The organism is Chitinophaga terrae (ex Kim and Jung 2007), assembly GCF_900107795.1.
Classification (GTDB): Bacteria; Bacteroidota; Bacteroidia; order Chitinophagales; family Chitinophagaceae; genus Chitinophaga; species Chitinophaga terrae.
On record NZ_FNRL01000019.1, the window covers coordinates 37560 to 53580 of the forward strand.

General features: G+C 48.2%; 10 protein-coding genes. 5 read left to right on the plus strand and 5 right to left on the minus strand.

Annotation, left to right across the window (positions count from 1 at the left end; translation table 11 throughout):
- Positions 1-7: 7 nt before the first annotated feature.
- The 3 genes from BLV62_RS18820 to BLV62_RS18830 all read right to left on the minus strand — a co-directional run bounded on the left by BLV62_RS18820 (position 8) and on the right by BLV62_RS18830 (position 6286).
- The gene (locus BLV62_RS18820) at positions 8-1177 is read right to left on the minus strand and encodes a DUF5000 domain-containing lipoprotein (protein ID WP_089763518.1); all 1170 of its coding nucleotides are present in this window, start codon (positions 1175-1177) and stop codon (positions 8-10) included.
- A gap of 24 nt (positions 1178-1201) precedes the next feature.
- On the minus strand, positions 1202-3070 hold the full coding sequence (locus BLV62_RS18825; protein ID WP_258522438.1) for a RagB/SusD family nutrient uptake outer membrane protein: 1869 nt from the start codon (positions 3068-3070) through the stop codon (positions 1202-1204).
- Between the two features lie 63 nt (positions 3071-3133).
- Positions 3134-6286 carry a SusC/RagA family TonB-linked outer membrane protein gene (locus BLV62_RS18830; RefSeq protein WP_089763519.1) on the minus strand — a complete coding sequence of 1051 codons (3153 nt, stop codon included), beginning with the start codon at positions 6284-6286 and terminating at the stop codon, positions 3134-3136.
- A gap of 570 nt (positions 6287-6856) precedes the next feature.
- Here BLV62_RS18830 and BLV62_RS18835 point away from each other — a divergent pair.
- Positions 6857-7225 carry a helix-turn-helix domain-containing protein gene (locus tag BLV62_RS18835; RefSeq protein ID WP_089763520.1) on the plus strand — a complete coding sequence of 123 codons (369 nt, stop codon included), beginning with the start codon at positions 6857-6859 and terminating at the stop codon, positions 7223-7225.
- Here the strand turns inward: BLV62_RS18835 and BLV62_RS18840 are convergent.
- Positions 7222-7389, minus strand: coding sequence for a phosphatidate cytidylyltransferase (locus BLV62_RS18840; RefSeq protein ID WP_089763588.1), 168 nt, complete (start codon positions 7387-7389; stop codon positions 7222-7224). The genes BLV62_RS18835 and BLV62_RS18840 overlap by 4 nt on opposite strands.
- A gap of 103 nt (positions 7390-7492) precedes the next feature.
- Between BLV62_RS18840 and BLV62_RS18845 the strand changes: the two genes are divergently transcribed.
- From BLV62_RS18845 to BLV62_RS18860, 4 genes are all read left to right on the plus strand, one after another.
- Positions 7493-8104, plus strand: coding sequence for an RNA polymerase sigma factor (locus BLV62_RS18845; protein WP_089763521.1), 612 nt, complete (start codon positions 7493-7495; stop codon positions 8102-8104).
- Between the two features lie 63 nt (positions 8105-8167).
- Positions 8168-9196, plus strand: coding sequence for a FecR family protein (locus BLV62_RS18850; protein WP_089763522.1), 1029 nt, complete (start codon positions 8168-8170; stop codon positions 9194-9196).
- Positions 9197-9248: 52 nt separating this feature from the next.
- Entirely contained in the window at positions 9249-12797 is a 3549-nt protein-coding gene (locus BLV62_RS18855) for a SusC/RagA family TonB-linked outer membrane protein (RefSeq protein ID WP_089763523.1), read from the plus strand.
- 20 nt (positions 12798-12817) lie between these two features.
- Positions 12818-14623, plus strand: a complete 1806-nt coding sequence (locus BLV62_RS18860; RefSeq protein WP_089763589.1) for a RagB/SusD family nutrient uptake outer membrane protein — start codon at positions 12818-12820, stop codon at positions 14621-14623.
- 54 nt (positions 14624-14677) lie between these two features.
- Here the strand turns inward: BLV62_RS18860 and BLV62_RS18865 are convergent, their stop codons facing one another.
- The gene (locus BLV62_RS18865) at positions 14678-15937 is read right to left on the minus strand and encodes a DoxX family protein (RefSeq protein WP_139170278.1); all 1260 of its coding nucleotides are present in this window, start codon (positions 15935-15937) and stop codon (positions 14678-14680) included.
- Positions 15938-16021 lie beyond the last annotated feature (84 nt).

The window sequence follows — 16021 nt, forward strand, 5'->3', positions numbered from 1 at the left end:
TGAACGATCATTTCACATTTCCCCAGAAGGTCAGTTCTGCTATATACATATGGTCTAATGCCCCCCATACTTTGATGGTTTTAAACCTGATGTAACGCACAGGCGGAATATCCGGAGGAAAATCAAAGTCTTCCCCGTCAGTAACCGCAAACTGTTTGTCTTCCGTGGTTACGGTGCCTTCAGGCAGCCCGGAAGGCTTTACAGATTCGAACCGTGAAAGGAGTTCCCAGTTATTCCAGCTGCCGTCGCTTGGCGGGTTGTTGCTTCCCCAGATCTCGTATATCTTCGGGTCGCCCCCCGTGTAAGGACCATCAAACGTTCCGTCCCTGTGGTGCAGTTTAAACCGGCTCAAAGAGGTCTTAACGCCCAGGTCGATAGTGAACCATTGCGGCAATCCTGTTCCTGGTTTGGTATGGAAGATATTGCCTCCCAGCTTGTCGTCCCATAACTGGTTGAATTTGCCAATATGTGGCTGATAAGTATCTGTTGGCAGATCCACTTCCTTGAATTTGCTCTTATCCAGTTTCTGTTCAAACATAGGCTTCAGCGTAGCAAACAGGGTATCGGAGTGGTTGTTCCAGCGGTCACGGACATATACGCCAAACTTCCTGCTGGTAGTATCAAAACCCCTGGCGGCAAATGCGCCTGCCTTCCTTTTCGTATAGTAGGTTTCCGCCGGTACCAGTTCCTGGGTAGAATCTGTAGCCAGCACCGTTAAAACCAGGTCTGCTTCCGCATCGTTAACAAACCTTACTCTCACTCCTCCGTAGGTATTGGTCATCTCCAGCGTTTCAAACGCCGCTTTTACAGGCGGAGTAAGCGGGTGTATGGTCACGGTAACCGGGGCCGACGCTTTTTCGCCCCTGCTTACAGCATACAAGGTTACAGTATAAGCTACTGTATCAGGGAAACCATCTACCGTTAGGGTGTTTTGATAGTAAGATGCTTTGACTTCCCTTTGCACGCCTTCCCTGATATTGTAGACTGCTTTTACATACAGCAGGCTTTCATCTTTAGGACGGTTATAGGTGATGCGCGCACCGCCGGCGATATTTTCTGCCGTTACATTGGAAACGGGTCCCGGAGCGCTATCCTGGTTAATGGGTTGCCGTTTATCCTCCTTGCAGGCAAACATTAAACTGCAGCAGAGTAGATATAGAAAAGAATAACGTTTCATGTTGAATGAGTTTAAATTGACAGTTTACCAACCTGGATTCTGATTGATCTTTTTGTTGCTTAAAAGCTCTGATTCAGGAATAGGCCACAGGTAATCGCGGGTTGTGAACGTCTGGTTATAGATCACTTTTTCCCTGTAATAAGCCGGTGCATCTTCCTGGGCAAGATCCCAGCCGGTGATCGGTTTATTCATTTCTTCAGCTGCCTTTTTCCATCTCCTTAGATCCCAATACCGCTGTCCTTCAAATGCCATTTCAATCAGCCGTTCCCGTTGTATGATCTCTCTTAACCCATCTTTTGTTGTAAACTTCGCCGGGTTGCGGGAATAGTTGGTCCACGATTCTTCGACCGACGGGATGCCGGCCCTTTCCCTTATCAGGTTCAGGTACCTGTATACATCCGCTGACGGACCTTCCGCTTCGTTCTGCGCTTCTGCATATAACAGGTACAGGTTGGCCAAACGCAGTATAGGCCAAGGATAGCTCTGGATAGTATAGGTAGTTCCATCGCCTATCACGTTGTTGAAATTCACCAGTTTTTTAGGCCAGTAACCGGTTACAGAGTAAGAAGACTGGTTCTGCGCACTGGCGGGCTGACCTTTTTTGCTGGATACGAAGAACAGGTTCGCCTTATCGTTGAACAATCCCTGTCCGTACCAGATGCCGCCGTCGAACCCGAGATCAGCGTAGAACCTTGGCTCCCTGTCGAAATGCATGGCCACTGTCTGGTAGCCTTCCTGCAGGTAATAACGGTAAGCGCGGGTGCCGGAGCGCAGTTTAAACCTGCCGCTGTAGTCATATGTTTTATCTTCTGTAATAGGAACGCCATGATTGCTGTAGAACATCTCTGCTATTTTCAGCGGGGGGGCGATGTTCCCTACGGTTGCGCTGTTGGCCACCTTGGAAGGGTCCAGCCCTCTTGGTGTAGCTGCCGCCTGTATGCTTTGGGCCAGGCTGTTGGTATTGCCCCAGATAACCTCCGGATTCCATTTCTCTGTTACCGCATTCCGGATGCTTAACTGTACGCGGGTTGTATCCGAGATGTCGTACTGGAAGAATTGAGGATTGAACGTATACAGTTTATGACCCAGGGATTCGCATAATGTTATTGCTTCTTTACAGGCTTTGGCCGCTCTTACCCATTTCTCCTGGCTCTGGGAATTAGCGAATAGCAGGGTGCCGTCTGGTCCTTTAAATCCTGCATGGTCGGGATTCCCATTAAACAAGGGACTGGCCGCTACGACCAGTACCTGTGCTTTAATGGTAAGCGCGATGGCTTTTGTCACTCTACCTAATTCTGATACTTCGTTTTCGATTTTTTCAGGCAGGTCTTTGGCTGCCAGGTCTAATTGTTCAACGATGTAATTAACGCAAGTATCAACCGGTTCTCTTGGAGGATATACCTCTTCAGGGCTTGCGCCCACAGGAATGTTTGTCCTGATCACTGGTATAGGGCCATACATCTGGAATAACCAGAAGTGATAATATGCTTTCAGGAAACGGGCTTCTGCAATCCACCTGTTCCGCTCTGTTTCTGTCATGTCCGGCACCCGGCCTACGTTGTCCAGGAAGATGTTGCACTGGCGTATGCCTTCAAAGAGGTCTTTACCGCCGTTATTGCCCTGCCAGTAGTTCATGTAGGAATTAACGATATTCTGGAACCCGCGGGCAATCTGCCAGGCGTTGGAATTGTTCACCACAGGCAGCCAGTATTCATCGCCGGAGGCGTTACCGGGGTTGCCGTCGAAATTTCCCAGTGCCGGCATATAATTGTAACAGGTGAAGAGATATCTCTCGGCCGTGGATCGCAGCCGGAACGCATAGTCTATCGTCGCCACATTATCCGGCACTATATCCAGGTATTTTCTGCAACTGAACAAAGCGGGTAATGTCAAAAAAGAAAATATTATACAAAGTTTTTTCATGAACATCTTATTAAGAGGCCAATAAAGGTTGATTTAGAAATTGGCTAACACGCCAAGGTTGAAGACCCTTTGAACCGGGTATCCCAGGCCGTTTCCGGCCATTTCCACATCCCATAGTTTGAACTTGCTCCAGGTTAAAAGGTTGGTGCCGTTGGCATAGATCCGCAGGCTTCGCATAAATGCCCAGTCGCGGATGGTATATCCTATTTCCACTTGTTTCAGGCGGATGAAGGCGCCGTTCCTCATAAACCAGGTGCTGGTCTGCGCGTTGTTGTCGTTGCCGATCCCGGTAGTGCTGAGGCGTGGCCAGAGTGCGTACAGATCCCTGTTCTCTTCGGACCAGTGACTGTCGGCATACGCTTTCAGCAACTGGTTCTGCGGGCGGCCGGAGAGCACTTCATTCGGGTAATAGTAAGTCATGAATGGAGCGGTGGCACGGGCGTCGATCCAGAACGATTCCCTTCCCAGGCCCTGGAAGAACGCTGAAACATCAAATCTTTTATAACCGACAGAAAAACCAAAACCATAGGTGATCTCGGGAGTGGTAGGAAAACCGATAGGCACCATATCCAGGGAAGTGATCTGGCCGTCGCCGTTCACATCGTGGAATTTAATGTCGCCGCCTCCGTATTCGCCGAAGTTCTGGCGCGGCGACTTCGCCGCTTCCTTATCATCTACGAACAGGCGCTCTGCAATGTAGCCCCACTGCTGGGTGATAGGGTATCCTACATGCAGCTTCCATGGCGCGCCATCGTAAGATGGTTCTTCATAGTTGGTGAACTTGCTGGTGGCATAGGTGAAGTTGGCGCGCGCCTGTATCCAGAGGTTTTTGTTGAATGAATGATTGTAATCGGCCTGCAGGTCAATACCTTTCGCTTCGGCTTTACCAACATTGGCGCGTGGCTGGGCCGACAATCCCATGGTTGCCGGGGTGGCGGTACGGGTCATGAGGATGTTGCTGCGCTTTTCTGAATAGATATCCGCCTGTATATCCACTTTGCCGAATAACCCGATCTCCAGGCCGAGGTTCGCCTTTTTCGCGAGCTCCCAGGAGATATTCGGATCTGCGTAGCGGGAGAGGGATACTCCATTTCTTGAGTAGCCGTTATCACGTCCGAAAACGGCGCTCCTGTTAGGATCATTCATATTAACGTTGGAGAGGTACATGAACCTGTCGTTGGGATCTCCGATGGCATCATTACCAGACAATCCATATGTGGCGCGTAAACGCAGGTTGCTGATTGTTCCTTTATATTCTTCAAAGAATGCTTCGTTTGAAATGCTCCACGCCAGACCGGCAGAAGGGAAGAAGCCCCAGCGATGCGATTCATGGAAACGTTCGGAACCGTTGTACCCGAAGTTCAGTTCCACGTAGTAACGGTTCTTGTACGAGTACGTGCCTCTTCCCGCCAGGCCTACGTTCCTGAAGGGTAGAGAAGCCTGCAGGTCTGCGCCGTTGCCTGTCAGGTTATTGCGCACCATGAATACGAATAAACCGCTCAGGTTATGATCTTCGTTGAAGGTCCGGTTATAGTTTAATGCAGCTTCGAGGTAAAAACTGGAACTGACTGTTTTTTGTCCCGGCACATAGTTCAGGTATTCTGTTCCATTCTCTTCATTCATCAACTGCAGTTTATACGTGTTAGTGAGTTTGTCGTACGACGCAGGTTGATACCAGAACGGCGAATACGCGCGGGTTACATCGAAATAGCTGTTCCTTGTTACGTTTGCCATAGTCCTGAAATTCAGACCTTCGGTGATGGACGACAGGTTCTGTTTGATCTCGAACTGTGCGGCCATCAGGGAACGGGAATAGTTCTTATATCCCTTAACCATGTCGGCATACGGGTTTAACAGGTAGGCGCCTCCGTCTTCATAGTTGCCGAACATGATATGTTCTACATACTGGTGGTCTGCATCTTTAGGGAAGTAGGCAGGGAAGTACACGGGGTTGGTGCGCATTACGTTTTTATAGACAGAAGATCCGCCGTCGATAGGTCCTGTATAATCATCGAATGAACCGTTCAACCTGACAGCCAGTTCGGTAGATTTGGTAACATTCACGTTGACGTTTGAACGAAGAGAATAGTTTTTCAGGTTGATGTTGCTGTTGAAGTTATTCTGTTTGTCGACCCTGAGTATCCCGTTATCCTGGTTGAAGGAGCCGGCTACATAGTAACGGGCTACGCTTCCGCCGCCGCTTACATTCAGGTTCGCGCGCTGGTTGTTGCTATAGTCTTTGAACAGGGAGCGGCGCCAGTCTGTAGCCGGGAACACATAAGGGTTTACGCCGGAAATGGTGTTATCGATCTTTTGATCGGTATAGGGGAGTTGGCCTAACGGATCGCGGGTTAAAACCGCTTCATTGTTTAGCCGCATATAGGTGATAGGGTCTGCCAGTTGCACGTTCCGGGTAGGGGCGGCAACGGAGTTCTCCAGGCGCAAAGTGATAGCGGCTTTACCTTCTTTACCTTCCTTGGTGGTAACGAGGATTACGCCGTTTGCAGCGCGGCTTCCGTACAGGGAAGTGGCGGTAGCATCTTTCATGATGGAGAAGCTGGCAATATCGTCTGGCTGCAGCCTGGCCAGGTCTGTAACAGTCAGTTCAATACCATCTATCAGGATCAGCGGATCTTTTTTGTAACCGAAGGTGGTGACGCCGCGGATGAAAAAGTCGGCGTTGTCCTGGCCCGGTTCCCCGCTTCGCTGGTAGCCGATTACGCCGGCTATGCGGCCGGCAAGGGCGGTAGTCAGGTTGCTGGATGGTATCTTTAGTTCGGAAGGATTGATGGTAGTAACAGCGCCTACTACGTCGGCTTTTTTCTGTTTGCCGAAAGCTACTACTACGGTTTCATTCAACTGGCTGGAGGAGTTCAGCAGTTTGATGTTGATGACTTCCCGGCTGGCTACGGGAACTTCCTGCGGAACAAAGCCGATCATGCTGAAAATGAGCGTTGCATTGGCTGGCACTTTCAGGATGTAGCGACCGTTAATATCGGTAGCGGTTCCGACGCCGGCTTTGTTTTTAACGCCAACGGATACACCGATGATAGGGCTGCCGGTGCTATCGGTTACTAATCCTCTTACTTCTTTGTCGGCCGTCTGGAACGGGGAGGCGAAAGCCGGAGGCCGGAGCAGCAGCAATAACATGACTGCTGCCAGGATGATGTAAAGTTTCTCTTTCATACGTTGAATTTTGCTTGATAAAATTTTCGTTCATACGTTGACGTTATAGGCAAAAAATGCCTGTACCACAGGAGTAGTTATCCTGTGGCTGAATCAAGTAAGGTGTTGTAGTCCTTTTCTAGGAAATGCTGCTTATGTTGCTGGTTGTTTTTACGGCTATTTCATGGCTTTCTTGTAATCGATTGCAATTAAATTGTTTAAAAAAAATGATGGCAATAGTTCCTGGCGTAAAGACATCGTCTTTACGGGACTGTTTTTTCTAACTCTTCCTTTGTCAAAAGCTAACGTATAACGTGGATCAACCTTAAAGGAATACTACAATACCCGGTTCCGGTCAAAAACATAACTATTATGTAAGTTCATAGGCTCGCTACAGCCTTGGACAAAGATTTTAATATATTGTTAAGGATACAAGTTTGAAGGGTTGTGTATTACAACGAAAAAGGTTGTATTTTACAAATTCAATCGATATACATTAATGTAACGCGTTGTAAATTAAGGCATTTACTATCAAGATTAGTTGTGGTTCGATTGTTTAATGTACATTAGTAAATCAAAATCTGGATACTTATGAACATAGGGCAGAAGATAGCCCGCCTCCGGGAGATCCGGGGCATCAAACAGGCAGATTTGGCGCGACGGCTCGGCGTTACCCAGCAGGCTTTATCGAAAATGGAAAACGCAGAATCAATGGATGACAAACGACTGGAAAAGGTTGCTGCAGCTTTGGAAGTTTCTCCTGATGTAATACGAAATTTTAGAGAGGAAGTGATTATCAACAACATATACGATCAAAACAATACAATCATCAACTATCAGTTCAATCCTTTTGAAAAGATAGTGGCACTCTACGACCAGTTGCTGGAAACAGAAAGAAAACGCATCGAATTACTGGAAGCCTTGCTCAAACTGCAGCAGGAAAAGAAAGAACAATCCTAACCGCGTCTGCCGCCCCGGGTAACAAAATAGATAATTAATCCAAGCACTATCGCTACTGCAATAATACCCGTCCATACACCCGCTTTAAAAATTCCGCCGACCACTTCACAACTACTCAGCAGGAATAAAATACTTACTAACAGGAAATAATTCAGCTTTCTCATCTTATTCAGTTTTAATGATATATACTTCACTTTCATAACTCGTACCAAAAAAATTTGAAGATCACCGAATAATTAATAGCTTTAAGATATCAACCAGGATCGTATGAATACAGGGAAAGCCGCTCGTACCGGCCTACATGTAGTTGCCGCACATTCCTCACTTTGGGGACTTTTTCGCCAGGGCGACCGCAACGCTTTCGAAGCCATATACGAAAAATACATCGATGATCTTTACCATTATGGTATGCACTGCTGCGCTGACCATAACAGGGTGAAAGATTGCCTGCAGGACCTCTTCCAGGACCTATGGGTAACCAGGGAGCACCTGACAGAAGAGATCCGTAACATCAGGTATTACCTGATCAGTTGCCTCAGGAGACGTTTGCTGAAAAACTCCAGGATCGATCAACGTTACCAACACCCCGAATCATGGGACGCTTTTGAGTTCGACTTCTCCCTGCCCCAGGAACACCTGCTCATACAAAATGAAACAAAAGCCGAACAACAAAGGTTGTTGCAACAGGCATTAAACCAGTTAACCCGCCGTCAACGGGAAGCTATTTACCTCCGGTTCTACCAGAACCTCAGCTACCAGGAAGTGGCAAACATTATGGCCATGCAGGTAGATTCCGTCTACAACACCATCTCCAAAGCCATCAGCATCCTTAAAAAGAATCTTCCCCTTCCTCTTTTACTTATTTTATTAAAAAGTTAAAAAAGTTTGAAAAAACTGATGAGATTTTAAAGCTTACCTGCTCTATGTAATAAAGCAAGCATTTTGGCGGGTAATAATTATCTGACATATTCGGCCAGTCAACTGGCTATGGACGAATCCTTCCAGCAATGGGTACTGCACCCCGATCTGAAAAATGTGTTCTGGGAGAACTGGGTAGCGCAATACCCTGAAAAGACTGAATTGGTGGATCAGGCGCGCAGCCTGGTGCTGGGCATACGGTTCCGCAATTATGCGCTGGCAGCCGATGAAAAGGAGGAACTCTGGGAACGGATATGGAGCGGCATGGCCGATGAACCAACGCAGGAGCAACAAACGGCTACGCCTACACGTAAATGGATGCCGCTGGCCCGTTATGCCGCCGCGGTACTTGCCGGGATTATATTAATGGCCGGCTGGCATTATTACAACACAGGGAAGCAACGCCCGGTAGTCGTCAGCGCTCATACCAGACCCGGCGAAACCAAACAACTGCAGTTGCCCGACAGCTCTGTTGTTATCTTAAATGCCAATTCTAAATTGCTGTATACTGTTAACAACAAGGCAGAAAGGGAAGTCTGGCTGGATGGCGAGGCCTTCTTCAATGTAAAACATACTTCCGCCAATCAGCCTTTTACTGTGCATACCTACGACAACCTCGATGTAAAGGTGCTTGGCACCCGCTTTAACGTTAACAGCCTGGGTAAAGAGATCGTAGTAGTGTTGGAAACCGGCCGCATTATGTTGAATATCGACAACAAAGCAGCTGCCTTATACCTTAAACCGGGAGAAATGATCAGGTACAACAAAGGAGATGGCAGCTTCGCCAAAACCAATGTGGATCCATCCCAGTACACTGCCTGGAAATCAGGCAAACTGGTAATGGAAGACTTCTCCCTCACCGATGCCGCTGTGTTTATGAAACAGGTGTTCGGCAAAACGCTCATTATTTCAGATTCACAATTGTTAAACTATAAGGTTTCCGGGTCTATGCCTATCATTTACGACCCGGATACTATGATGACTCAACTAAGCAAAGTATTTCGTACAAGATTCAACCAAAGAGGCGATGAGATCTGGATTCATAAGAAATAAAATCGCCGCTGATCATGATAGCGTTAATTCTTAATCGTTAAAACCTGACCACATGAAAAGAGGTTTACGTGCGTTGTTATTACACGCATCGGCCCTGTATTTCCTATCCCAAACGGCATCGGCCAGGGAGGCTCTTTCTCCTGTAAGCAAATGGCCGGCGGATGCCCCCAATGACAGTACGCTCCAATTGCCTGATGAAGTAGCCCTTAAAACGGTGCTTCACCAGATCGAAGAACGTTTCAGTGTGGCCATTGCCTACAAGACCAACCTGGTAAAGAACAAAACAGTTTCGCTTTCCATTGCCGGATGCCAGTCGCCCGATGAAGCGCTGGGCAAAGTGCTGGCTCCTTTCAACCTGCACTTCGAAAAGGTTCGCGACCGTTTTTATATGATCTCTGAAAAAGCCGCTCCCACATCGCCCGAAGACAATGCCCCACAACAGCAACATCCTGTAAAAGGTATTATCAGGGATGAAAAAGGAAATCCGATAGTTGGAGTTACTGTTCGTATCTCCGGCACCTCGCTGGGTACCGTAACCAATGCCGACGGTTATTTTTCCCTCACCGCCCCCGGTAAAAGCAGCGATCAGCTGGAAGTTTCCTTCATCGGTTACGAATCCCAACAGATCGCCATCGGAGGCCGGCAAACCATTAACATCACCATGAAGGAAGGCGCCAGCGCCCTGAGTGAAATAGTGGTGACTGGTTACACCACTCAAAAGAAGAAAGACCTTACCGGGGCAGTAGCCGTTGTTGATGTAGAAAACCTGCGGAAACAACCTACCGCCCAGGTTACTGAACAGCTGCAGGGGCAGGCATCAGGCGTTACCGTGATCGGATCGGGGCAGCCAGGCGAAGCCCCGCAGATCAGGATCAGGGGTGTAAACACCTTCGGTACCAACTCTCCTTTATACGTGGTAGACGGGGTACCAACTACTGATATCTCCGATCTGAACCCCAACGATGTAGCCAACCTCCAGATCCTGAAAGACGCCGGCGCCGCTTCCATCTACGGTTCCAGGGCCTCTAACGGTGTTGTGATCATCACTACCCGCCGTGGTTCCGGCAAGGTAAAAGTAGCTTATGACGGTTACTACGGCCGGCAATATCCTAAAAGAGGCAACGTATGGAATACCCTCAACCCACAGGAACAGGCAGAACTCCGCTGGCTGGCCTATACGAATTCCGGCGCCGATCCCGGTACGCCGCAATACGGCCATGGCGCCAAACCTGTCATTCCTGATTACATCCTCCCGTCAGGCGCAATGGAAGGCGACCCCGCAGTTGATCCCTCCAAGTATTATGTCAATCCGAATTATACAGACCTGAACGATTATAATAAATTCTACCAGATAGTTAGAGCAAATAAAGCAGGGACCGACTGGTACCACGAAGTGTTCAGGCCTGCGCCTATAACCAGTCATAACATTGCTGTCAGTGGCGGCGGCGAGAAGGGAAATTATCTTTTCTCCATGAATTATTTCAATCAACAGGGTACATTGATGAACACGTACCTGAGACGGTACACCATTCGTTCCAATACCCAATACAATATCAGCGATCATATCAGGGTGGGAGAGAACCTCGCTTACTCGATCACCGAAAACCCGTCTGTAGAGATCAACAGCGCCGATGCCGCCATTGGCCATGCAATGCGGGAGCAATCCATTATCCCGGTATATGATATCAAAGGCAACTTCGCCGGTTCGGCCGGCGATGCGCTGGGAGATGCGATGAACCCCGTTGCCATGATGGCCAGAACACGGAACAACAAAGGACTGAACACCCGCCTGTTCGGCAATGTATACGGAGAAGTAGACTTCCTGAATAATTTTACAATAAGAACAAGTTTTGGCGGGGAAGTAGTTTCGGGCTGGTCGCATTCTTTTACCTTCCCGCAGTATGAGAACAAAGAGAACTCAACTTTCAACTCCTATTCGGAAGGCGCCAATAACTCGCATAACTGGACCTGGACCAACACCCTTACCTTTCATAAAACCTTCAGGGGAGAACATGATCTGAAGATCATTGCCGGTACCGAGGCTTTTGATGCCCGGAGCCGGTCGGTAGGCGGAACAACAAAAGATTACTTCACTTTTGATGATTACTTCCCTGACCTTAGTACCGGCACCGGCGTACAAACCAACTATAGCAACAGGGAACAGGAAGGGTTGTTCTCTATCCTTGGCCGGGTCGATTACTCCTATAAAGATAAATACCTTATCAGCGCAACCCTGCGCCGGGACGGGTCTTCCAAGTTTATCAACAACCCTTACGGTACCTTCCCCGCCGTCAGCGCCGGTTGGAGGATCTCCCAGGAACCTTTCATGAAAAAAGCTACCTGGATCTCTGACCTGAAACTGCGTGGAGGATGGGGTATCATGGGTAACCAGTTAAACCTGGGCGTAAACAACGGTTACTTCCTCTACGGGGGCAACCGCAGCTCTACCTACTACGACCTGGCAGGCGTAAACAACGGGCTTACCGCCGGTTTTGCCGGATTCCAGATAGGCAACCCCGATGCAAAATGGGAAAGAGATATCAATGCCAACATCGGTATAGATGCGTCGCTCTTCAACGGTAAATTAGATCTCTCTGTCGACTATTACCGTAAAGACATCAAAGATCTCTTATACAATCCCGAACTGCCAGGACTGGCAGGTACAGCGCCGCAACCATTCGTGAACATTGCGCAAATGAAGAACGAAGGACTGGACCTTTCTGTTGGCTGGCACAGCAACCTCACCAAGGACCTGCAGTTAACTGCTACAGGAACCTTCACTACTTATAAAAATAAGATCATCAAGATCGCTGACGGGGTGGATTATTTCGACAGCGACGGCCGCAGGTTCGATGGCAGCAATATTATCAGGAATGCGGTTGGCCAACCGGTATCTTCTTTCTTCGGCTATAAGATCGTAGGGTTCTGGAATGAACAATCAGAGATCGATGCGGCAGATAAACTTGCGAAGGAATCAACAAAAGATAATTCGGCCATTTACCAGGAAGGAGAAGGCCTGGGCCGTTTCAGGTACCAGGATACCAACAACGACGGTATCATTACGCCGGAAGACCGTACATTCCTGGGAAATCCCAATCCCGATTTCTCTTACGGCCTGAATATCGGGCTGGCATACAAAGGTTTCGACTTCAGTATTTTCTTCTTCGGTACTCATGGCAACCAGATCTGGAATAATGTAAGATGGTGGAGAGATTTCTATCCGTCTTTTGAAAGTGCAAAAAGCAAAACAGCGTTATACGATTCCTGGCGCCCTGATCACAAGAACGCTAAAGCGCCTATACAGGAAGTGGACGGATCTACCAGTACCCAGAATGTTCCTAACTCCTACATGGTGGAAAACGGATCTTACTTAAGGGCCAAGAACCTTTTACTGGGTTATACGCTGCCATCGAAATGGCTGTCGCGTTATCATGTTCAGAAACTGAGGATATATATACAGGCGGCAAATCTTTTCACTATTACCAAATACTCGGGCCTGGATCCTGAGATCGGCGGGTCCGACATTACCGACTTTGGCGTAGATGAAGGCGCTTACCCGAATCAAAGACAGTATCTGATTGGTATTAACCTGGGCTTTTAACTATTAAACCAGAAATGATCATGAAATCTATATATCAACTTTCTTTTGGAATGATGATCTGTGTAATGATGGGCAGTTGCGGAAAGAGCTTTCTTAAACGAACCCCTCAGTCATCGTTGGAAGAATCTGCATTAACTAATAAAAGAGGAGTGAACAATTTGTTGATCGGCGTTTATGGCGCATTGGACGGGCAGGATTTTAAGGATGGCGATATGACAAATCTTTCCGGGGGTAGCGGCTATGCCGTATCCCCGGACAACTGGATCTATGGCAGCGTATGCGGGGGCGATGCACATAAAGGCAGCGATCCCGGCGATGCGCCGGCGGTATTGCAGATCGCGACCTTTGTAGGAAATCCTTCCAATGGCTTCTTCAACGACAAATGGAGAGTGAACTATGAAGGCATCCGCAGGAGCAATTTTGTACTGCATGTGCTGGCGAATGTGACCGATATGACGGAGCAGGAGAAAACAGAACTGGCTGCTGAAGCCAAATTCCTGAGGGCGCATTTTTATTTCGACCTGAAGAAGATGTTCGACAATGTTCCCTGGATCTCTGAAGAAGATGTAAGCTATTCCAAGCTGGATGTGGACCAGTTTAAAATTCCGAACGACAAGGACATCTGGCCGCTGATCGAGGCTGATTTCAAATTCGCAGCCGAGCACCTGAACGACGTGCAGGACGTGGTAGGACGCGCCAATTCATGGGCTGCCAAAGCCTACCTGGCCAAAGCTTACCTGTACCAGAAAAAGTACAGCGATGCGATGCCTATCTTTGAAGATGTGATTGCCAACGGCGTTACTTCAAAAGGGTTGAAATATGAATTGCGCCCTAAGTTCCATGATAATTTTGACGCCTTTACAGAGAATAACAGCGAAGCGCTTTTCTCCATCCAGTATAGCGCGAATGACGGATCTGGCGGTACCGGCAACGCGAACCAGGGCGAAATGCTGAACTATCCATATAACGGTCCGTTTAGCTGCTGCGGCTTCTACCAGCCATCCCAGGACCTGGTGAACTCTTACCGCACAGATGCCGGCGGTTTGCCTTACCTGGATGATTTCAACAACCATCCTGTTAAGAATGACATGAATGTTCCTGATTCTGTAGCTTTTACCCCGGATGCCGGCAACCTGGACCCAAGGCTCGATTGGACAGTTGGTCGCCGTGGTATCCCGTTCCTGGATTGGGGCAACCACCCGGGCGTTGCCTGGGTAAGGAACCAGCAATCCGCCGGCCCATATGCAGCGATAAAGAATGTATACATGCAGGCAACACAGGATAAATACTATGATGGCAATGGCTGGGCGCCGGGCAATGCGATCAACTATGTATTGATCCGCTTCGCGGATGTATTGTTGATGGCGGCAGAATGCCAGGCGCAGGTAGGAAGCCTGGATATCGCAGAACAACATGTGAACGCAGTAAGAGAACGGGCCGCCAATCCTGTTGGCTGGGTGAAGAAATACATAGATCCCGATAACCCGATGGATGGCGTAACAGACGAACCGGCCGCCAATTATAAAATATCTCCTTACCCGAATGGTACGTTCTCGGCAAAAGGAAAAGACTACGCTATTAAAGCTATCAGGTTTGAAAGAAAACTGGAACTGGCCATGGAAGGGCATCGCTTCTTCGACCTTGTAAGATGGGGTATTGCGCAAACAGAGTTGAACAGGTACTTCACTTATGAGCAGACTATCACTACGGATATTGCAGGAGCAGTGTTTGCGCCTAAGAATGTGAGATTCCCGATACCGCAACGGCAAATTGATCTGAGTGTGAAAGGAGGCCAACCAACTTTAAAACAAAATTCCGGCTATTAATAAAATGGTAGTGGCAAATTCCTGGGCAGGGTATCGCTCCCTGCCCGGATTTTTTTACCTGTTGTACGGATATTCATTAACCCAGCGAAATCCCCTGCTGATGAGGGTTGTACTGTCCCTGCTTTTCCCTTTTAATTCTACCGTCAATGTATCTTTGTTTATCAATCCTGTCAGCGTTAACCGTTGATCTTGTCCCTGCCGGTAATGCAGTTCAAGACTATCGCCTTCCTCTGCCCAGGCTGTAAATGTTTTCTTGACAGTGTCTATCTTCAGGTAATAACCGGCTATCTGGTTATCACTGCCCCTGGCGATCAGCATGCCACGGTCTTCCACGTATATCTTTTGCCAGTTGTTAAATAAGCTGAGTGATGCCGGTCTTTCTCCCGCAAATTTCTGGTCAACAATTTCATATGATCCTGCCAGTGGAACAGCTTCTTTAGGCTTCCGGGAAAAGCTGATCAGGGAAACTATATTACCTCCCAGTATCAAAACGATCAGCAGGTAACGAAACACGGTGAATGCGATCCTGGCGCCTTTTTTCCTGAATGCGGGATACCAGTAATTGGAAGGAGGAGCCGGCGAGTTGGTGATAAGCAACTTGATCATCCGGCTTAGGTCCGGCGCCGCCAAAAAACAACAAACCATCAGCAGGTGAGAGGAGAAGAGTTTTACAGGGATATCGAAACACAGGTTCATTGCTACCACGTTTACCATTACCGCCATCGACACCAGCGCGCCTAATAACGTTGTTTTCCTGAAGAGCAACAACACGCCGCCCAGTATCTCCGCTATTCCTGTAAACATCATATAGGCTTTGGAGTAACCCATGTACGTCCATGCCAGTCCCATCGGCGACATGTCGCCCAGGCGCTGGTCCAGCTGGTAGTTCATTGGCGGAACAAACTGGTTGCCTGTTAATTTTGCCATCCCGTAAGTTAGCATGGTAGTGGCCAGCGTGAAACGCAGGATGGAACGAATAAAATACTCCTGTTTTTCGTAATGGGTACGTTTTCTTTCTATCGCCCACCACACAATATTGATGAGCAGGGTGAGAATAAAAAAGCATACGATCTGCAGGTAGTTGAAAGTCGTATCTCCGCTTCCGTTAGGCCATACTTCTATCTGGTATTGAGGGGAGATGAGCAGCCGCCCGATCCAGGTAACAGGCTTGTTCCAGATCTTCATGAAAAACGAGTCGTTCCCTCCTTCGGTTATCATGATGGTCAATGCATAGACAAGGAAGTAAACACTAAAGAAACGAAACAGGATTCTGCGGGTTAGGGTCCAATCTTGCAAACGTTCGGATTGTTGCATGTATAGCAGTTTTAGGTGAATAGGTTTTTAGATTTTCATTGTCACATCTACCTTCTTATTGTTTTAAAAATAGGAATAAGGCCC